General features: G+C 42.6%; 16 protein-coding genes. 10 read left to right on the plus strand and 6 right to left on the minus strand.

Annotated features, from left to right (window positions below):
- Nucleotides 1-43 precede the first annotated feature (43 nt).
- Nucleotides 44-712, plus strand: a complete 669-nt coding sequence (locus B2863_RS13525) for a thiamine phosphate synthase (protein WP_296211480.1) — start codon at nt 44-46, stop codon at nt 710-712.
- Nucleotides 713-777: 65 nt separating this feature from the next.
- On the opposite strand, the gene B2863_RS13530 is transcribed toward B2863_RS13525, so the two are convergent.
- Complete coding sequence (locus B2863_RS13530) at nt 778-1,107, minus strand: TraR/DksA family transcriptional regulator (RefSeq protein ID WP_296211482.1); 330 nt, start codon at nt 1,105-1,107, stop codon at nt 778-780.
- 501 nt (nt 1,108-1,608) lie between these two features.
- Between B2863_RS13530 and B2863_RS13535 the strand changes: the two genes are divergently transcribed.
- The 5 genes from B2863_RS13535 to ruvB all read left to right on the plus strand — a co-directional run bounded on the left by B2863_RS13535 (nt 1,609) and on the right by ruvB (nt 6,776).
- Complete coding sequence (locus tag B2863_RS13535; protein WP_296211484.1) at nt 1,609-2,823, plus strand: phosphoglycerate kinase; 1,215 nt, start codon at nt 1,609-1,611, stop codon at nt 2,821-2,823.
- Nucleotides 2,824-3,080: 257 nt separating this feature from the next.
- On the plus strand, nt 3,081-3,467 hold the full coding sequence (locus B2863_RS13540) for a hypothetical protein (RefSeq protein ID WP_296211485.1): 387 nt from the start codon (nt 3,081-3,083) through the stop codon (nt 3,465-3,467).
- Between the two features lie 413 nt (nt 3,468-3,880).
- Nucleotides 3,881-4,918 carry a class II fructose-bisphosphate aldolase gene (fba, locus tag B2863_RS13545; protein WP_057760953.1) on the plus strand — a complete coding sequence of 346 codons (1,038 nt, stop codon included), beginning with the start codon at nt 3,881-3,883 and terminating at the stop codon, nt 4,916-4,918.
- A gap of 78 nt (nt 4,919-4,996) precedes the next feature.
- Nucleotides 4,997-5,617 carry a Holliday junction branch migration protein RuvA gene (gene ruvA / locus B2863_RS13550; RefSeq protein ID WP_102090462.1) on the plus strand — a complete coding sequence of 207 codons (621 nt, stop codon included), beginning with the start codon at nt 4,997-4,999 and terminating at the stop codon, nt 5,615-5,617.
- Between the two features lie 175 nt (nt 5,618-5,792).
- A complete protein-coding gene (gene ruvB, locus B2863_RS13555; protein ID WP_057760949.1) occupies nt 5,793-6,776 on the plus strand; it encodes a Holliday junction branch migration DNA helicase RuvB in 984 nt (327 codons plus the stop codon).
- Nucleotides 6,777-6,888: 112 nt separating this feature from the next.
- Here the strand turns inward: ruvB and B2863_RS13560 are convergent, their stop codons facing one another.
- The 4 genes from B2863_RS13560 to B2863_RS13575 all read right to left on the minus strand — a co-directional run bounded on the left by B2863_RS13560 (nt 6,889) and on the right by B2863_RS13575 (nt 11,397).
- Nucleotides 6,889-8,550: an ABC1 kinase family protein gene (locus B2863_RS13560; RefSeq protein WP_296211489.1), complete on the minus strand. Its 1,662-nt coding sequence runs from the start codon at nt 8,548-8,550 to the stop codon at nt 6,889-6,891.
- Nucleotides 8,551-8,652: 102 nt separating this feature from the next.
- On the minus strand, nt 8,653-9,357 hold the full coding sequence (locus B2863_RS13565; RefSeq protein WP_296211491.1) for a ubiquinone biosynthesis accessory factor UbiJ: 705 nt from the start codon (nt 9,355-9,357) through the stop codon (nt 8,653-8,655).
- Between the two features lie 118 nt (nt 9,358-9,475).
- The gene (ubiE, locus tag B2863_RS13570) at nt 9,476-10,576 is read right to left on the minus strand and encodes a bifunctional demethylmenaquinone methyltransferase/2-methoxy-6-polyprenyl-1,4-benzoquinol methylase UbiE (RefSeq protein ID WP_414706953.1); all 1,101 of its coding nucleotides are present in this window, start codon (nt 10,574-10,576) and stop codon (nt 9,476-9,478) included.
- Nucleotides 10,577-10,683: 107 nt separating this feature from the next.
- Nucleotides 10,684-11,397 (minus strand): FFLEELY motif protein, encoded by a 714-nt coding sequence (locus B2863_RS13575; RefSeq protein WP_296211493.1) that lies wholly within the window; start codon nt 11,395-11,397, stop codon nt 10,684-10,686.
- Nucleotides 11,398-11,717: 320 nt separating this feature from the next.
- Here B2863_RS13575 and B2863_RS13580 point away from each other — a divergent pair, with 320 nt between their 5' ends.
- Together B2863_RS13580 and B2863_RS13585 are read left to right on the plus strand one after the other, a co-directional pair.
- Complete coding sequence (locus B2863_RS13580; RefSeq protein WP_296211494.1) at nt 11,718-13,409, plus strand: ATPase; 1,692 nt, start codon at nt 11,718-11,720, stop codon at nt 13,407-13,409.
- Between the two features lie 569 nt (nt 13,410-13,978).
- The gene (locus B2863_RS13585) at nt 13,979-15,586 is read left to right on the plus strand and encodes an inorganic phosphate transporter (RefSeq protein WP_191113934.1); all 1,608 of its coding nucleotides are present in this window, start codon (nt 13,979-13,981) and stop codon (nt 15,584-15,586) included.
- 288 nt (nt 15,587-15,874) lie between these two features.
- On the opposite strand, the gene B2863_RS13590 is transcribed toward B2863_RS13585, so the two are convergent.
- A complete protein-coding gene (locus B2863_RS13590; protein WP_296211497.1) occupies nt 15,875-17,527 on the minus strand; it encodes an aminotransferase class I/II-fold pyridoxal phosphate-dependent enzyme in 1,653 nt (550 codons plus the stop codon).
- Nucleotides 17,528-17,971: 444 nt separating this feature from the next.
- Here B2863_RS13590 and msrB point away from each other — a divergent pair, with 444 nt between their 5' ends.
- Both msrB and B2863_RS13600 read left to right on the plus strand, forming a co-directional pair.
- Nucleotides 17,972-18,397: a peptide-methionine (R)-S-oxide reductase MsrB gene (gene msrB, locus B2863_RS13595; RefSeq protein ID WP_057760931.1), complete on the plus strand. Its 426-nt coding sequence runs from the start codon at nt 17,972-17,974 to the stop codon at nt 18,395-18,397.
- 137 nt (nt 18,398-18,534) lie between these two features.
- Nucleotides 18,535-19,020, plus strand: coding sequence for a glutathione peroxidase (locus B2863_RS13600; RefSeq protein ID WP_296211499.1), 486 nt, complete (start codon nt 18,535-18,537; stop codon nt 19,018-19,020).
- Nucleotides 19,021-19,217: the final 197 nt, after the last annotated feature.

Raw genomic sequence — 19,217 nt, forward strand, 5'->3', positions numbered from 1 at the left:
GGCTTTTTTATTGTGTTGAATTTAAGAATTAAGGATAAACGCTATGAGTCGTTCATCATTTTCCTCAGTTATGCCTAAGCTATATTTGTTGACCAACGATGATGAATTTGAGCTGTTATATCAAAAGCTAGAAGCAGCCTTATCGACAGGATTGATTGCACTATTACAAATTCGTCGTAAGCAAGTTCTTAGTCTACCTGATGGAGCTTTGAAGCTTTTTGATGAGGCGCAAAGAATCGTTGAGTTAGCTAAAACGTATAGCGTGCCAGTTGTTATTAATGATGACGTGAAGTTGGCCGAAAAGCTTGGCGTTGGGGTACACCTTGGTCAAACAGACGGCAGTATCGGTAATGCTTTGCAATCCCTTTCACCGCATCAAATCATCGGTCGTACCTGCCATGGTGATGTAGCGCTGATTAAAGAAGCAAAAAATGATGGTGCAAGCTATGCTGCGATGGGTGCTGTATTTACTTCTACAACTAAGCCAAATGCTAATATCATTTCGCGTCAGCAGCTTGTGGAAGGGTGTCAGCAAGGCATACCAATCTGTGTGATAGGGGGGTTAACCGCAGAAAATGTCTCAGATTTAGTAGATTTGCCCATTGCGCTTGTGGCAGTAGTCGGGGATATCATGGATTTGCCAGCAGCAGACATAGCTCAGCGCTGTTGTGAGTGGCAGCAGGCATTTTCTAAATGGAAAATACCTACTTGAAGTACTCTTATTAGAGAGGTTTTAGAGTAGTAATAGTCTTATAATAGAATATTAATATGACAGCGCTACTCAGCGTGTTCCATACATAAGGTAGCATAGGGTAGCGCTTCTAAGCGTTGCTCTTCGATCTGTTCACCGCAGACTTCGCACTCGCCATAAGTACCATTTTCAATTCGGCTCAATGCATTTTCGACATAGATTAAGCTTTGATGCGCTTCACTCATTAAGTTTTTGCGCATGTCATTTTGACGATAGGATATGGCCTGATCTTCCCAGTGTTCATTGAGATCATCTTGCGGGTTTTGTATGTGATCTTCTATCTTATCAATCCGAGACTCGTACTCATCTTTTAATTTTAATAGGTTTTGTTTAGCAGTGTCTAAGTTGATGCTCATTATTTTCTCCTAATGGATTATTTTTATTGTCAATGTTTCTATCATAAAGAGCTTGACTGCTGAGTACCACCACGAAATGTTACGGTTTATTGATTATGCTTGAAGCTAGCAACTGCAATTGTTGCAATCGAATAATGGTCTGAGAATTTAGACTAAATATTTTAAACGTACTGAAATTTGTGTCAGGTTGCTTGTGAGACTGCGCTAGAAAACTGGTAGAATACACCGCCGCTAAATTCTGCTTACTTGATCGATCCATCAGAGTGGTTTGATAAGTGCCAGAGCCAAGCGTTAAAAAACATTAAAAAGTAATAAAGCTGATAGTGACGATATAGCTTGGATATAAAATAGCGTATTTATAAAGCCGGTTAGTAAGAGTGCGACGAAATAGTAGAGCGAGCTTAGCACTGAATCTGATTTATATAGAGCTGACTATAATAGTCATATCAGTAACGACAGTAATCGCAAATTAACAGATATATTGATGCATAGGAGCAGGTGATGAATTTTTTGCGTATGAGTGAGTTGAACTTAACGGATAAAGTGGTGTTGATCCGAGAAGATTTAAATGTACCTATTAAAGACGGCAAGGTCACGAGCGATGCGCGCTTGCAAGCCAGTCTTCCTACCATCAAGATGGCGCTCGAAAAAGGCGCTGCGGTAATTGTTTGCTCACATTTAGGCCGCCCAACAGAAGGCAATCCTGAAGCTGTATACTCATTAGCGCCGGTTGCTGACTATCTGACGGAAAAATTAAGCTCGCAACTATCGACGCCTGTACGTCTTAATAGTGATTATCTTACCCAAGGTGCCAATGTGAAATCTGGCGAAGTGGTTCTATTAGAAAATGTACGCTTCAATGACGGTGAAAAGAAAAACGATGCCACGCTAGCGAAAAAGTATGCTGATTTGTGCGATGTGTTTGTGATGGACGCTTTTGGTACAGCGCACCGTGCACAGGCATCAACAGAGGGTGTTACGCAAGCGATGCGTCAAGCAGACAAAACCGTCTGTGCAGGGCCATTGTTAGCTGCTGAACTTGATGCTTTGAGCCTAGCGCTTGAAACACCAGCACAACCAATGCTTGCTATCGTTGGTGGGTCAAAAGTATCAACCAAATTAGAAGTGCTACACAGCTTGGCTGAAGTTTGCACACAGATTATCGTTGGTGGCGGTATTGCTAATACTTTCTTAGCAGCACAAGGTCACAGTGTTGGCGCCTCATTGTACGAAGCAGACTTGCTCGATACTGCACGTGACATTATGACCAAGACTGAAATTCTACTGCCTGAATACGTCGTAGTCGCTGATAAAAACGACATCGATTTTGCTGACTTTACTGGCTCATTGCAAAAAGCCACTGCAACGATCAAATCAGTTGATGCTATCGGTGACAATGACATGATATTGGATATCGCACCAGAAAGCGCAAAACAGCTTGCCGATGCCATTATCAATGCAAAAACTATCTTATGGAATGGTCCAGTGGGTGTCTTTGAAGTCGATGCTTTCGGGCAAGGTACACAAATATTAGCTACTGCTGTAAAAGACAGCGATGGTTTCTCTATCGCAGGCGGCGGTGATACGTTAGCGGCTATTGATAAATATCAAGTTTCTGATGGTGTGAGCTATATGTCAACAGGTGGCGGTGCGTTTTTAGAGTTTGTTGAAGGTAAAGTACTTCCAGCAGTCGCTGCACTGCAAATAGATGCCTAACTAATTAACGATACTCTGTAGCTTAGTAACATTAGACGTACAACTAACTTTAAATAACTAAGGTAGTCTGTAAAAATAATATTTTGGCTGTTGATTTGCTTGTCTTTATTGGTACAAGTAAGTGCAATAGTCATCGATTATTATTAAGCAGTAATTATTTATTTATATACTGAAAATTATTATTGCATGTCTGATTCGCACTCTATAAAATAGCGCGACCATGTATTTTGACATGCATTATTTACGAGAGGTTTATTATGTTAAAACGTCATTTATTACTTGCTAGTGTACTTGCTGGTACCTTTGCAATCACTGCATGTAGCCAACAAACAGAAGAAAACACTGAAGCTGCTGTTGAATCTGCTGGCGATGATGCTGCTGCAAACGCTGATGCTGCTGCCGCTGAAACAGACGCTGCTGCTGCTGAAGCTGAAGCTGCTGCTCAAGACGCTGGTACTGAAGTTGCCGAAGGCGCTGACACTGCTGGTGCAGCTGCGACAGACGCTCTAGAAAACACTGGCGATGCTATTGCTGAAGGCACTAACACAGCGGTTGAAAATACTGCTGAAGCTGTTGCTGATGGCGCTAACGCTGTTGCTGATGGCGCAAATGATGTTGCAGTTGATGCAGAGCAACAGTACTAAGCTACGCGATAACTAAGCACTATAATGACTGATTTGCTGGGATGCTATTGATTGATAGATAATCATCGGTAAATAATATCTAAAAAGAGTCATTGCTTTATAAGCCTCAAAATACTAAAAAAGCCTTGGTGATTGCCAAGGCTTTTTGCGTTATATGTCATTGTGGCAGTTTATAAAGTGACAGTTTATAAAAGTTAAATTGATATTAAGAGACGGTATAGACTGACAAATAGTCGGTCAACCGCTACGAAGACAGAACAATTTTTGCTATAATCACCGCGTGGTAATCATATCCAATATCATTCAGACTTTCACTAGCCTATATACGGTCAGTATGGTCGAATATACAGTGAAATGATTGCTATTAAGCTGTTTTTTAAAATACTATTCAAAATCCAATCAGAGAGCGTCTTATGGCCCTAATATCCTTACGTCAACTTCTAGATCATGCCGCTGAACACAGCTATGGTGTTCCTGCCTTTAACGTCAATAACTTAGAGCAAATGCGTGCAATCATGATGGCTGCGGATGCTTGTGATTCACCTGTTATTGTCCAAGCCAGTGCAGGCGCACGTAACTATGCAGGGTCAGCATTTTTGCGTCATTTGATTATCGCTGCGATCGAAGAATGGCCACATATTCCAGTGGTAATGCATCAAGATCACGGTATGTCACCAGCTATTTGCCAACGCTCAATCCAATTAGGTTTCTCATCAGTGATGATGGACGGCTCACTTGGTGAAGATGGCAAAACGCCAATGGATTATGACTACAATGCTAGCGTCACGCGCGAAGTTGTTAAGATGGCTCATGCTTGCGGCGTCTCTGTAGAGGGCGAAATCGGTTGCCTAGGTAGTCTTGAAACTGGTATGGCTGGCGAAGAAGATGGCTCTGGCGCTGAAGGTGTGCTAGATCATGAGCAACTATTGACCAGTGCTGATGAAGCTGAGCAGTTTGTAAAAGATACCAATGTCGATGCGTTAGCGATTGCTATCGGTACTAGCCATGGTGCCTATAAGTTCACACGTCCACCGACAGGCGATATCTTATCTATTGAGCGTGTAAAAGAGATTCATGCCCGTATTCCTAATACCCACCTTGTCATGCACGGTTCTTCATCAGTGCCACAAGAATGGCTAAAAGTTATTAATGAAAATGGCGGTGATATCGGCGAAACTTATGGCGTGCCAGTTGAACAAATTGTTGAAGCGATCAAACATGGTGTGCGTAAAGTAAATATCGATACGGATTTACGTCTGGCATCAACTGGTGCTATCCGCGAATTCCTTGCGAAAAATCCAAGTGAATTTGATCCACGCAAGTACTTCAAAGCGTCTATGGTAGCGATGTCAGATATCTGTACCAATCGTTTTGAAGCGTTCGGCTCTGCAGGTCAAGCACATAAAATTCGTCCAACCAGTCTTGAAGGTATGGTAAATTTTTACCAATAAGACTGTGTTGTAGAACGTAGTTGTTAATCATGAAGTAGCAGCTGATTTTATAATATTTTACATAAGAGGTCGTAAATAATGATTGGATTGATTACCGGACAGGTGCAGTACTTGATGGCACCGACTGCTTGTATCATGACGACCTCTGGTGTGGGTTATGATATCGAACTGCCATTGCCTTCATTTTGCCAGTTACAGCTTAACGAACAAGCCAGCATTTGGACACATTTCCATGTTCGCGAAGATGCACAGTTACTCTACGGCTTCATCGATCGAAAAGAACGCGATGTCTTTCGCCAATTAATTAAAATTAACGGGGTTGGTGCAAAAATGGCCTTGGCTATGCTGTCTGCAATGTCAGCAGCTGAGTTAAAAATGCATGTTGAGCAAGAGTCGGAGATGGCATTAACTCGTATCCCAGGTATCGGTAAAAAGACAGCGCAACGTTTATTGATTGAGCTAAAAGACAAGTTAAAGAATATCGACGTTGATAGTGGCTCGTTTGAATTGACACCTCAGGAAACTACGATTTCTCACGAAGGCAGTATCATCGCTGAAGTGGAAGGCGCGTTGATTAGCTTGGGCTACAAAGAAAAAGAAGCTCAGCTGGCGATTAAAGCTGCTAAGAGTAAAGGAGATACTTTTGCTGATACTCAAGGTCTGTTAAAAGCTACTTTACAGCAACTATCTGGCTTTTAATTCATATTAACTAGCCGTCTATCGATGACAACCACATAATGTATTAAATTAATAAGCGACATTAAATGTCGCTTATTTTCGTTTTAGTACTCGCTCAATGAGGTTTTGCATGACTTATGCGCAGCGTTTGGTTATGCTATTTGTTAACTAATTTTTTAATACAATGATAAATTCTATGACGCAAGATCGTTTAATTAATCCGCTAGAAGGCGCAAGTGATGCTCCTGATGCCAATATCCGACCAGCATTATTGGCCGAGTATATTGGTCAGCCGGTGGTACGTGAGCAGATGGAAGTGTTCATCGGTGCTGCTCGTGGCCGTGACGAAGCGCTAGATCACACACTTATATTTGGTCCACCGGGTCTGGGCAAGACGACCCTCGCCAATATTATCGCTCGTGAAATGGGTGGTAATTTACGTTCTACTTCAGGGCCTGTGCTTGAGCGCCCAGGAGATTTGGCGGCCATGCTGACTAATCTAGAAGCGGGTGACGTACTATTTATTGATGAAATTCACCGTCTAAGCTCGGTCATTGAAGAGATACTTTATCCAGCGATGGAAGATTTCCAATTAGATATTATGATTGGTGAAGGGCCTGCTGCGCGTTCTATCAAGCTTGATTTGCCACCGTTTACCTTGGTAGCAGCAACGACGAGAGCAGGACTGTTAACCTCACCACTACGTGACCGTTTTGGGATTGTACAGCGCCTTGAGTTTTACAACATTGCTGATCTAACGACGATTGTCAGTCGCGCAGCACGTCTAATGCGCGTACCAATGAGTGAAGATGGCGCTGTAGAGATTGCGCGCCGTGCACGTGGTACACCAAGGATTGCTAACCGCCTATTACGCCGCGTGCGTGACTATGCCGAGGTAAGAGGCGATGGTAGTATTAATGGCGCGATTGCAGGTAGTGCGTTAGATATGTTGGCAGTGGATAGACGCGGTCTTGATCATTTAGACAGACGCTATATCGAAATATTGCATGAGCGCTTTGATGGTGGTCCTGCTGGTGTTGAAGCAGTGGCAGCAGCGATGGCTGAAGACCGGGGTACACTTGAGGACGTAATTGAGCCGTATCTGATTCAACAAGGTTATGTGCTGCGTACTGCTCGTGGCCGCGTACTGACACAGATGGCAATCGACCAGATGTTATAGTATTCAATATAAAAAATGCGCCTGCTTTTGATGAGAAGTAGGCGCATTTTTTGTTTAAGTCTAAAATTGTGAAAAATTTTCTGAACTGATTGGTTAAAAATAAATCTGATTTCTAAGCTAAAATTCGCCAAACAACTACCAAGACAGCCAGTATATAAAATATAGGTGATAGCCAGCCGATGACTTGCGTAGCGATAGCGATAAAAATAGCAAACCCTGCAAGTGCCAACCAATCGCGGCGACGGTCATTTAACATGTCAGCACGAATTTGCTGTATTTCACGTAGTTGACTGTCTTGTCGAGAGCCCTGTGAGGCAAGGCTCTGTAGTCCTTGATCTAATAGTTTAGGAATATCAGTAGTAGACAGGAGTATTTCAGGAAGTTGTTGGCGCAGTTGCTGTAGATTACGCATAGGATCTAACTGCTCTTTAATCCAACTGCTTAGAATTGGCTTGGCAAGTGACCAAATGTCTAGATCAGGATATAAATCACGACCGAGTCCTTCCACATGGACCAAGGTTTTTAGCAAAAGCATCAGCTGCGGCGGGATACTCATATGATGTCTACGCGCAATGTCCAAAATCTGCATCAGTACGCCAGCAAAGTCGATATCATCGATTGACTTTTGTAGCATAGGGCCGACGGTACGTTTCATATCACGCATCAGGGCATGCTTATCAGCATTTGGTGGTATCCAACCTGCACGACTGACGATATCAACTACAGCGATAAAGTTATTGTTCATTACGGCAAGTAACATCCGCGCCACGATGAGCTGATCGTCTTTTGATAAAGTGCCCATGATGGCGCAATCAAGCCCGATATAACGTGGCTCATGACCTAAATCAACTGCTACCATACCTGCATGTAAGGTTTGCACAGGTGGTGTCTCTACAAATACATTGCCTGGATGCATATCAGCATGAAAAAAGTTATCACGGAAGACTTGGGTAAAAAATATCGTTAGGCCTTTTTCTGCAAGCGCTGCACGGTCATAACCTAACTGATCAAACATTTCAACTTGTGAGATAGGGACGCCTTGGATACGCTCCATAACCATCACGTTTTTTGCAGCGTCATAAACTTCAGGCACATACATCAGTGCTGAACCCAAGAAGTTGTTGCGCATTTGAGTAGTATTATCAGCCTCAAGCGTTAAATCTAGCTCGTTGAGCATGACTTGCCGATAGTCTTCGACAATATCAATAATATGAATGGCACGTGCCGCTTCAATACGAGCAGATGCCCAACTTGCCAATTCCCGCAGTAGTTCAAAGTCAGAGACAATCACAGTGCGAATATCGGGGCGAACCACTTTTACCACGACTTCACGGCCATCATGTAGGGCAGCCGTGTGAACTTGGGCAATAGAAGCGGCCGCTAACGGTTTGATATCGAATCGTGCAAACAAGGTCTCAATAGACTGGCCAAGACCATGTTTAGGATGTTGAATTTGGGCGACAGCAATATCAGCATCAAAAGGCTTCACTTTGTCTTGCAACTGAATCAATTGAGCGATAATCTCAGGCGGTACCAAGTCGCGACGCGTTGAGAGTAACTGGCCAAGTTTCAAAAACAGCGTACCCATATCTTCAAGCGCATACTTAATCGCATTTGGTTGGTGCTTTTTACCCCATGCTGCTGGGTGCATGCGAATTAATCGCGCCAAAGGTTGCAGTTGCGGTGCTTCTTCGATAGAAAAATGGGTATCAAGGCGATACATTGCGGCGATACGCCAAAGCTCAAGTAGACGAGCGCGGTGCGATAATAGCATGAGGTTAGGTACTCTAAACAAAGACGAAAATGGGGTAGGCGTTGTGCTTAATCATAAATAGTGCCATCGGTAATAGCGTTCATTTATGATTGAGACAATCGGCTATTGATGAAACGAGTTGTTAAGAAACTGAGCTTGCTCTTCTTTGATAGCAGCAAGTTTGGCTTCTTCTCGTTCGACGTCAGCACGTAATTTTAACAATAGCTGCTTAAGATCATTTGCTTCAGCCACCTCGATAGGGTCAGGTGTGCTATTGCCAGCTACTTCATTGGCCCAATCACTGACGTCATCAAAAGCACGTCTGGCACTATGACGCCAGCTACCTTTAAGCTGAGAGATAAGAAGGTGTAACTGGCTAGCCATTGGTTTACCAATAAATGGTTCAAGCTGTCCAGCCACGTCAGGATCAAATCCTGCAACCAGTTGTTTGAGCTGCATTAGCACTTTGTAATCGCCAGCGATTGGCAGGTTACCTTCCGCACCGCGCATTAGATTGAGTAGTTGAGCGGCATTGTCTACGGTGATGGTACAGTCCGGACGACTGTGACCAAAACGTGCGCGCTCCATGCCGGCTCTTTGGCGCTCATTCATCTGGCCACTTAGCTCAAATACGCTCTCTGTCGTGACTGGCTCAAAGCGCAAACGCTCATGAGTGAACAAGATATCTAAATGAATCTCCGGCATTCCCATATTAAGACGTAACACCTTACCTGCAAGGGGCGCTAAACCTGCTTTGGTAATCTCATCACTAGCAATGGCAATGTTAATTAGCTTTTCGGCACCAGCTAATAGAAGGACAGTCAGCATAAGGCTCTCGCATCGTTAAGTGAGCGCCTTCGCATTAGCTGCATCAGCGCATCGTGTGTTCGTGTTAGGTTCAATAAGGTCTGTTAAACGTAATAGTATTGCAAATCGTACTCTATCGTTACGCTTTAAAGCCGCGATGGACAGCCACGATACCAGCAGTCAAGTTATGATAATCGCAGTTTTCAAACCCAGCTTGTTGCATCATCTGCTTGAGTGTCTGCTGATCAGGATGCATACGAATTGACTCAGCTAAGTACTGATAACTTTCAGCGTCATTAGCAATCAGCTTACCCATTACTGGCAATGCAGTAAATGAATACAAATCATAGGCTTTAGATAGTGGCTCAAATACTGGCTTGGAGAATTCCAAAATCAATAGACGACCACCTGGCTTTAGGACGCGATACATAGACTTTAACGCGGCATCTTTGTCTGTGACGTTACGCAAACCAAAGCTAATGGTCACCAAATCAAAGCTTTCGTCATCAAAAGGGGCCAACGTCTCAGCATTAGCTAATACAAAATCGACGTTATTACAGCCTGCATTAATTAGGCGCTCACGGCCCACTTCTAACATCGCAGCATTAATATCAGATAGTACCACGTGGCCATTTCTACCGACTTCACGGCTAAATACTTTGGCCAAATCGCCCGTACCACCAGCGATATCAAGGACATGTTGACCAGCGCGCACGCCTGATAGACTAATCGCATAGCGCTTCCACAGACGATGAATACCAAATGACATCAAGTCATTCATGATGTCGTATTTTTTGGCAACAGAAGTGAATACGTCAGCCACACGTGCTTGTTTTTCTGCTTTATTGACGGTCTTATAACCAAAATGCGTCTGCTCGTTGCCGTCTGTTTCAGGCGTGTGCGGATTATTGATATCATCACGCTGATTGAATAGCGTTTGTTTTATGGTTTGCTCTGAAGGGTTTGTGCGAGTCGTTTTGTCGTTGTTTGGCATAGTAGTTTGTTGGCCTTGCGGCGTTCCAGTTGGTAGATCTTGAACTTTAGTAAAGTCGCTATTGTCGTCATTAGCAACGCTATTATTCTTGATCGGCACGACATTGGTTGTTTGGTTGCGTAATATCTGCGCGCTAATCTGCTGATTATGAGCAATACTGTCTTTTACCAGTTTGTCTTGCAAATGACCATTGGTCGTTGTGGCTTGATTAGAAGGAGCGCTGCTATCTTTTGAATTATCAGTCATCATGTTGTCCTAGAATTTATTTTTATGATTGTCTTTATCGTATGATTGTCTTTATCGGAAGCAATCGTTAAATAGTAAGCATCAATTGGCTGTTTAGCATATTGACCTTATGATACACCAAACGCTACCGGCTTACTGCCATTATCCGTATCATGAACCTGATCAATAATGGACAGTTCACGCTTGCAGAACGGCTCAATAAAATCGCTGACGCTGCTCAGAGGTTTCATGGCCTTAAATCCTGTATCAATAAAATCATAAAGCGGCTGGTAGCCATGACGATAGGCTGTACTTTTTGCTAGTGCAAAGGCTTTTTTGAGCATAAACGAATTTAGATGTTTGTCCGTGCGATAGCAGACATCTTTTAAATTGGCAATCTGAACTCGTCGCTCATCTTCTTCATCGACAGTACGATAGGCGGCTAGCATGTTTTCTTCGTTTACTGGTAAATCTTGAGCGAGTAACCACTGGGCTAAATGCAGATCTAGCTCAATAGCAAAAATCGCCGCTTGGATGCCCATGCTACCAGCCTCTAAGGCTGACTCTTTGGCAAGACGTTCTAGCTTTTTCGCTTTTGGCAGGATACGTGCTAACTGCTCTGCTAATAATTTGAACTCTTCGCCGCCATACAGCTGGGTGAGAAAGTAATCTGCCATTAATTGGTTTTTAGGTTGTTCAAATAGCTCGCGATGCGTCTGCTGGAGACGTGTTTGTTGCCATGATTGTACTTCTTTGAGCTTAGCATTTAATTCATCATCTTGGTGATGAGGCATCGCCCAAAAACGTGTCAAATGCTGTTGTAAATCAGCTAAAGCGGTCATGGCAGTGAATCCTGTAGAAGTAAATAGGGTAATCAAATTTAAGTATGGTTGTTTTAAATATCGTGAGTCAGGGTTATAAGGCTTTCAACAACTGTTCTACCCTATACCCAAAATTGTGTTCACCTTAAAAGAAAATAATTAAGAATACAAATACCAATCTGTTACACAGCAATATTATTTACTCGATTGGTGCAGTGCTATGATTAAATGAGATAAAAATGAGTGATGAGGTCGAAATATGGAAAGTTGTCCTATTAATAGCTATCCCATAAGTCATTCAACGGTAAAGCAGCCCAACAACAATAATAGCGAGTGTAATCATGTCTCAAAAAAATGATACTACTGAACCAAAAGCACCACAAGCGGTAAGTACACAATTTAGTGAGCAAGTTGTGGAGCAGCGTCTAAAGCCCAATCCTTTAAGTCAGTTTTCACTGGATGAGGATTCGCTTAGATTGGCATTGGTAACAGCTCAGTATGCTTTAAAAGCCACTCGCCAGCAAACGCCGCCGACCCTCAACAAGCCAACAGGTCTATTGGTGCTAGTTAATGGAATGGAGCAAGCAGGTAAAGGTACCGCCGTTAAGCAGTTACGGCAATGGGTAGATCCCAGGCTGCTTAAAGTTGAGGCAACCATTGGTCATTCGCCATTGAACTATCAGCCTATTTGGCAAGCGCATACTAGCGCCATGCCGCGTCATGGTGATGTCATGGTGTATTTTGGCAACTGGTATGCTGATTTATTATACAACGTCATGCGACTAGCGACATCTGATAGTGAAAACCTTGAAGCATTATCAAATGATAAAGGTCAAAAAGATAAAAATCCGCTTCCTATCGATCAGTGGCAAGACTATCTACAGCAGCAGTTAAATACACTAAAAGCATTTGAAAAAGATCTCAGTGCCAATCAAACCAAATTATTAAAATGCTGGTTTCATGTTGATATCGAAACGTTGCACAGTCGCTTAAAGGATGATGAAGCAGATCCGCAGTTTCTGTATCAAATTGACTGGCATAATAAGCAAGTCATCGAAAAGTTTAATGAGGTGGCTGCGACCTTGCTGCGTCAACAGGATGATTGGGTCATCATTGATGGTGACGATAAGTTAGAGGCCGCTGATAACTTTTGTCACTTGGTGCTACATGCTATGCAAACCGCGCTAGCAAGTAGCCAGACAGATAGCAATGACCATGACAAGAAAACTTCAAAAAACCATTCCCAGTCCGAAAAACTGGAACTTAATTCAGATACTAAACAAAAACAGTTTGAGCCTGTGTCGATACCTAAGCAGCTGACGTCTATTAAAGATAAAAAAATCAGTAAGTCCGACTATCGTGAGGCGTTGGCGGAGAAGCAAGCGCGGCTTGCTGAGTTGCTACGTGCCCGTCAAGGTCGGCATGTGGTGTTTGCCTTTGAAGGGATGGACGCTGCGGGAAAGGGCGGTGCGATCAAAAGGTTGGTCGCACCGCTAGATCCTCGCGAGTATCAAATCTATAATATTGGCGCGCCGATGTTGTATGAGACTCAGCATCCTTACTTGTGGCGATTCTGGACGCGATTGCCTGACGAGCAAACCAGTCGTATTAGCCGTATCGCTATTTTCGATCGTACTTGGTATGGGCGTGTGCTGGTTGAGCGCATCGAAGGATTTGCATCTCCTAATGAATGGCAACGAGCATATGATGAAATCAACCGTTTCGAGGCGGACTTGGCAGCAGCAGGAACGTTGGTTATCAAGTATTGGTTAGCGATTGATAAAAAAGAGCAGCTTAAACGGTTTGAAGATCGTCAAGAAACACCGCATAAGCAGTTTAAACTAACGGATGATGACTGGCGTAACCGTGATAAATGGTCAGACTACGTGCAATCTGCAGCAGATATGCTGGCACGCACGGATACAACGACAGCGCCATGGTGTGTTATTGCAACCAACGAAAAGCGTCAGGCGCGTTTAGATGTGTTAGATCATGCTATAGAGCAGTTGTCGGCAATCACCAAAAGCAAGTAGTTGTTAAAGATGCCTGAAGTTTAAGGACTGTCATAGATTTATATAATTGTATTTTCCACGTATTTCCTAAGTAGGATGGCTCGAAACATATTCGAGTTATCCTGTCTTTTACAGAGTGTGGTCTTGTCCGTATACACTCGCAGTTACAAATCTCGCAATATCATCATGCATTATGTGCTCATATTTAATATAATAGAGCGCGAAACAGCTTCTGCTAAATAATAATTTTAATTTAGCAAATAACGTGTTTTGGTTATTTAGTATAGATAACTTAATAATTACGACAAAAATTGTTACAATAGCTGTTAGTAGTACCACAAATATCGCTAAGAAATATATAAGCCGCAAGATGCTGTAATCAGACGATTTGGCAATATCACTTGCGGCTTTGTGACATGTTGAGAGATGTATTATTTACTTTCGCTCTAGTCGGTTTAAGACCTTTTAACCGCATGTTGTATATTTTATATATGCTACTTCATTAGATGCCGTAACAAGTACTTTGAGTAGTAGAGCAATATTATCAACCTCATATAATTTTAATCAGCTTACGCAGGACGTACTAACGTATGGGTATTAGCAGCAGTTCTACAGAGTCAATCAAGCCAGTTGGCTCTATGAGAATAAATCTATTTTTTGCCATTTTACTGATTGCGATGACTTCCTACTTTTTGTGGTGGGGTTTAGATTACACCATGCGTCAGCAAACGACGCTATTCATCGTGGCGACCGCTTTTGGTGTCTTTATGGCATTCAATATCGGTGGTAACGATGTCGCCAACTCCTTTGGTACTTCGGTGGGTGCAGGGACGTTGACTATCCCGCAAGCATTGGGTATTGCCGCGATATTTGAAGTATCGGGGGCAGTCCTTGCAGGCGGGGAGGTTACTGATACGATTCGAAGCGGCATCGTTGATCTAGATGGTCTATCAGTGACGCCCAATCAGTTCATTTATGTCATGCTCTCCGCATTGGTTGCAGCAGCATTTTGGCTGTTATTTGCGACCAAAAAAGGTCTGCCTGTTTCGACCACTCACTCCATTATTGGCGGTGTGATTGGTAGCTCCATTGTCTTAGGTATCACGTTAGGTGGTACGGACATGGCGCTATCAACGGTAGACTGGGGAACGGTTGGAACTATCGCTATTTCTTGGGTGCTGTCACCGCTACTAGGTGGCGTGTTGTCTTATCTTTTATATGGACAAATCAAGAAAAACATCATTGAATATAATGATAAAACCGAAGCCTATATTGCGACGCTAAAAGGCAATAAAAAAGTCTTAAAGCAAAACCATAAAGAGTTTTTGGATGGTTTGACAGAGTCTGAACAATTGGCCTATACGTCAGCGATGCTACGTGATCAGGAAATCTATAAAGATGACGATTGTATCGTTGAAGACCTAGAAACTGATTACTACAAAAAGCTTTATGATATTGAGAATGAGCGTAGTAGCCTTGATACTCTAAAAGCACTTAAGCAATGGGTACCTATCATTGCTGCCGCAGGTGGTGCGGTAATGACTTCTCTAGTCGTCTTTAAAGGTCTTAAAAATGTTAATAGCGGCCTGACCACACTACAGGGCTTCTTGATTATGGGTATGATAGCGGCGCTAGTATGGCTAGCGACCTATATCTATACCAAGAGTATTCGCGGTAAGCATAAAGAAGATTTGACCAAAGCGACGTTCATTATGTTTAGCTGGATGCAGGTCTTTACCGCGTCAGCTTTTGCTTTTAGTCATGGTTCAAACGATATCGCCAACGCGGTTGGTCCTTTTGCCGCCATTATGGATGTGATTCGTACCAATAGTATCGCTACTGAAGCTGCTGTACCACCTGCTGTCATGCTGACTTTTGGTGTGGCACTAATCGTTGGTCTTTGGTTCATTGGTAAAGAAGTAATTCAAACTGTTGGTACCAATCTAGCGAAAATGCATCCAGCTTCAGGCTTCTCAGCTGAATTGGCTGCTGCTGCTGTTGTAATGGGCGCATCGACGATGGGTCTGCCTGTATCAAGTACTCACACGCTAGTAGGCGCAGTACTGGGTATCGGTATCGTCAACAGAGATACTAACTGGAAGCTTATGAAGCCGATTGGATTGGCTTGGATTGTCACGCTGCCTGCAGCGGCTACTATGTCTGCTATTAGTTATCTCGTATTAAGCAACATTTTTTAATGCGCTGTTTTCATCAGTGAATTATCATAATTGAGTTTGAATAACTAGGGCGTGTCTTCATTTCAAAAATGGTGATAAAAATGAGATAAATTGCCGTCAAACGAGGAAAATAGTGCCGATAATATCGGGATATTAACCAGCGATTTGACGATGTTTGGCAAAATTTAGCTGCTTTTAGCCCATTTAGATAACTATCGAGTGAATTGAAGACACGCCCTAGGTTCAACGCAATAAAAAACGCTTATCAGCATTATGCCGATAAGCGTTTTTTTAATGATATATGACGATTTACTCAGTACCAAACTGCTTACGTTTTTTGGCAAAAAATCTGTCCAATCTATCCATCGCATTTTCTAGGTCAAGCAAGTTAGGTAAGAACACCAGACGGAAATGGTCGGGTCTGTCCCAGTTAAACCCAGTACCTTGAACCATCAATACGTTTTCTTCAACGAGCAAGTCCATCATAAAGTCCATATCATCGGTGATAGGGTAAACCTCTGGATCCATTTTTGGAAAGCAGTAAAACGCGCCTTGAGGCATGGTACAAGAAATACCTTTGATAGCATTAAGACGTGAGACTGCCATTTCACGTTGCTTATATAGGCGACCCTTTTCAGAAGTCAGGTCTTGCATGCTCTGATGTCCACCCATCGCTGTTTGAATAGCATACTGTCCTTGCACGTTAGAGCAAAGACGCATAGATGCTAGCATATCTAAGCCCTCAATAAAGTCAGCTGCGTGCTGTTTGCGGCCTGATACCATCATCCAACCTGAGCGAAATCCTGCAATACGATGCGACTTCGACAAGCCATTGTAAGAAAGTACCAGCACGTCGTCAGTCAAGGTGCTCATCGGGGTATGTACATTATCATCATAGAGAATACGGTCGTAAATCTCATCGGCCATGATGATCAAATCATGCTCCTTAGCGACTTCAATAATTTGCTTTAATAGCTCATCACTATAAAGGGAGCCTGTCGGGTTATTTGGGTTAATAACCACGATACCTTTCGTTTTGCTCGTGATTTTAGACTTAATGTCTTTAATATCAGGGTGCCAGTTGTCTTCTTCATTGCAGCGATAGTGCACAGCAGTACCACCAGCGAGGTTGGCCGCTGCAGTCCAAAGCGGGTAGTCTGGCATTGGAATTAGGACTTCATCGCCATCATTCATCAACGCCTGCATAGTCATGACAATAAGCTCAGAAACCCCATTGCCCAAATATACGTCACGTACGTCAACGGCCGACAGCAATCCCTTTGATTGGTAATATTGCAAAATGGCTTTGCGCGCTGAGAAAATCCCCTGTGAGTCTGAATAGCCAGTCGCCTCAGATAGGTTCATAGCGACATCGCGTAAAATCTCATGCGGGGCTTCTAAGCCAAAAGGCGCTGGATTACCCACGTTTAGTTTTAATATGCGTTTGCCTTCTGCTTCCATCTTATTGGCAGTCTGCAGTAGAGGACCACGAATGTCATAGCAAACGTTTTGTAATTTATCAGATTTTTTTATGGTGTTCATAGCATGGCCGTTTTTCGGATTGGTTGTCGAATTGGTTTTTGTTTCTTTACTAGCAGAATAAGGTGTCATCGATTGAGCGACAGTCGCTTTAATATTTGACTGGGTATGTGAAATCGTATCTAGCTTTTGATGTTCTCTACGCACTACAGATGATGTCGATTCGTCTGTATCAATAGCCTCGTTATTGAGGTCGCCGCGCAATAGGTAGCCTTCACTACAGCCCAAAATATGTGCAAGTGTAGGCAGCTTGGATGAGACAATGCCATTGGTACCGCGCTCCCAGTTTGAGATAGCGCCACGACTCACTTTTGCACCAGCGGCTGTCATGGCTTGTGCTAGCTGCTCAGCAGTAAATCCTTTGTCACGGCGCAACTGTACCAGTCGTTCCGCTTGCGTACTTTTGCTATTGTCGTCAGACATTGTCGTTTGAGCCTTTATTAATCAGTAATTATTCAGTGTAGAGATACATTAAACATTTTAGTTAAACACTAATGCAAGATATTATTGCATTGATAGCTAATTTGCAAATGATTTTACAATCAGTTCTATTAGTGTTTGCAAGTATATCTTGCAATTAACATTTAGCTTATATTTATATAGCTCTAAATCTCTTATATAGAGCATAAAGTGTATAATTATCAAAATTACATCTTTACCCATCATTATCTAAAAGTAATTTGCTATATTTAACTCAATCAATCGCTTCAATCATGCTTTCTATCTCCCAATATAGAGAGTACTTTTCTTATATATGCCTTGAATAGTGCGTCGATAACCAACAGATAGAGCACGTCGTTTTCATAATCATATGGCGATAAAATAGTTACCGAGATTAGATAATAAATACTCGAATAAGGATAAATTATGCAAGACAATCAACTAAGCAAAGAAGAAATCAGCCAGTTGACTGAAGCTGACTGGAAAGAGCGTTTAACCGCTGATGAGTATCATATTATGCGTGAGAAGGGCACTGAGCGTCCATTTACAGGTGTATATAATGATGCGACTGATGATGGCGTTTACCGTTGTAAAGGCTGCGGTGCAAGCTTATTTGACTCAAGTAATAAATTTGATGCGAGCTGTGGCTGGCCAAGTTTTGATCAAGGTATCGATAACAGCGCGATTGAAGAGCACGTTGATAACTCGCTAGGCATGACTCGTACTGAAGTCACTTGTAGCAACTGCGGCGCACATTTAGGTCATGTATTCCCTGATGGTCCTACTGAGACAACAGGCATGCGCTATTGCATCAACTCAGTATCTATCGATTTAGATAAGTCTGAGAAGTAAGTAGGCTAAGTAGTATTAGAAACGTGAAAGGGAAGTACACGGTGCTTCCTTTTCAATAGTTTTATTATGTGTATGATAGGAAAATAAACACTGCACAAACACCCAAAACAATAAAAATCTCAATTTAAGGATAAATGATGAGTACAATTTATGATTTTACGGCTGAGCGCATGGATGGTAGCTCGCAAGCATTTTTAGATTACCAAGATAAAGTATTATTAATCGTCAATACCGCAAGCAAATGTGGATTTACGCCGCAGTTCGAAGGTTTAGAGTCGCTATATCAACAGTATAAAGACCAAGGACTGGTGGTTATCGGTTTTCCTTGTAATCAATTTGGTAGCCAAGACCCAGGTAGCAATGACGAGATTGGTGCGTTTTGCCAAAAGAACTATGGTGTCAGCTTTCCGATGATGGCAAAGACTGATGTCAATGGCGCAGATGCTCATCCTATCTATGAATGGCTCAAAGAACAAAAGGGTGGCGTGCTGACAGATGGTATTAAGTGGAATTTCACCAAGTTCCTAGTCGATAGTAAAGGTCAGGTTATTGACCGCTATGCACCAACGACCAAGCCAGAAGCCATCAAAAACGATATAGAGCAAGCATTACCCAATAAATAAGCATCAAATCTAAAAAAACATTGGTTTTGTATGAAAATATAAAATCAATAAAAACAAATGCTTGCTGGATATCCTAATAAAAATCGAAAAAATATCTAAAAAAGTGGTAAATACTGTTTGACACCCAACAGTAAATCTATATAATACACACCCACAGCAACGGAGCTTAGTGACAAACTTAAGAGCTCAGTTGATGT

The sequence above is a fragment of the Psychrobacter sp. UBA3480 genome, assembly GCF_002377945.1.
Taxonomy (GTDB): domain Bacteria; phylum Pseudomonadota; class Gammaproteobacteria; order Pseudomonadales; family Moraxellaceae; genus Psychrobacter.

Coding starts and splice junctions, on each gene's coding strand:
- B2863_RS13525 (WP_296211480.1), top strand. CDS start 44: ATGAGTCGTTCATCATTTTCCTCAGTTATGCCTAAGCTATATTTGTTG.
- B2863_RS13530 (WP_296211482.1), bottom strand. CDS start 1,107: ATGAGCATCAACTTAGACACTGCTAAACAAAACCTATTAAAATTAAAA.
- B2863_RS13535 (WP_296211484.1), top strand. CDS start 1,609: ATGAATTTTTTGCGTATGAGTGAGTTGAACTTAACGGATAAAGTGGTG.
- B2863_RS13540 (WP_296211485.1), top strand. CDS start 3,081: ATGTTAAAACGTCATTTATTACTTGCTAGTGTACTTGCTGGTACCTTT.
- fba (WP_057760953.1), top strand. CDS start 3,881: ATGGCCCTAATATCCTTACGTCAACTTCTAGATCATGCCGCTGAACAC.
- ruvA (WP_102090462.1), top strand. CDS start 4,997: ATGATTGGATTGATTACCGGACAGGTGCAGTACTTGATGGCACCGACT.
- ruvB (WP_057760949.1), top strand. CDS start 5,793: ATGACGCAAGATCGTTTAATTAATCCGCTAGAAGGCGCAAGTGATGCT.
- B2863_RS13560 (WP_296211489.1), bottom strand. CDS start 8,550: ATGCTATTATCGCACCGCGCTCGTCTACTTGAGCTTTGGCGTATCGCC.
- B2863_RS13565 (WP_296211491.1), bottom strand. CDS start 9,357: ATGCTGACTGTCCTTCTATTAGCTGGTGCCGAAAAGCTAATTAACATT.
- ubiE (WP_414706953.1), bottom strand. CDS start 10,576: ATGACTGATAATTCAAAAGATAGCAGCGCTCCTTCTAATCAAGCCACA.
- B2863_RS13575 (WP_296211493.1), bottom strand. CDS start 11,397: ATGACCGCTTTAGCTGATTTACAACAGCATTTGACACGTTTTTGGGCG.
- B2863_RS13580 (WP_296211494.1), top strand. CDS start 11,718: ATGTCTCAAAAAAATGATACTACTGAACCAAAAGCACCACAAGCGGTA.
- B2863_RS13585 (WP_191113934.1), top strand. CDS start 13,979: ATGGGTATTAGCAGCAGTTCTACAGAGTCAATCAAGCCAGTTGGCTCT.
- B2863_RS13590 (WP_296211497.1), bottom strand. CDS start 17,527: ATGTCTGACGACAATAGCAAAAGTACGCAAGCGGAACGACTGGTACAG.
- msrB (WP_057760931.1), top strand. CDS start 17,972: ATGCAAGACAATCAACTAAGCAAAGAAGAAATCAGCCAGTTGACTGAA.
- B2863_RS13600 (WP_296211499.1), top strand. CDS start 18,535: ATGAGTACAATTTATGATTTTACGGCTGAGCGCATGGATGGTAGCTCG.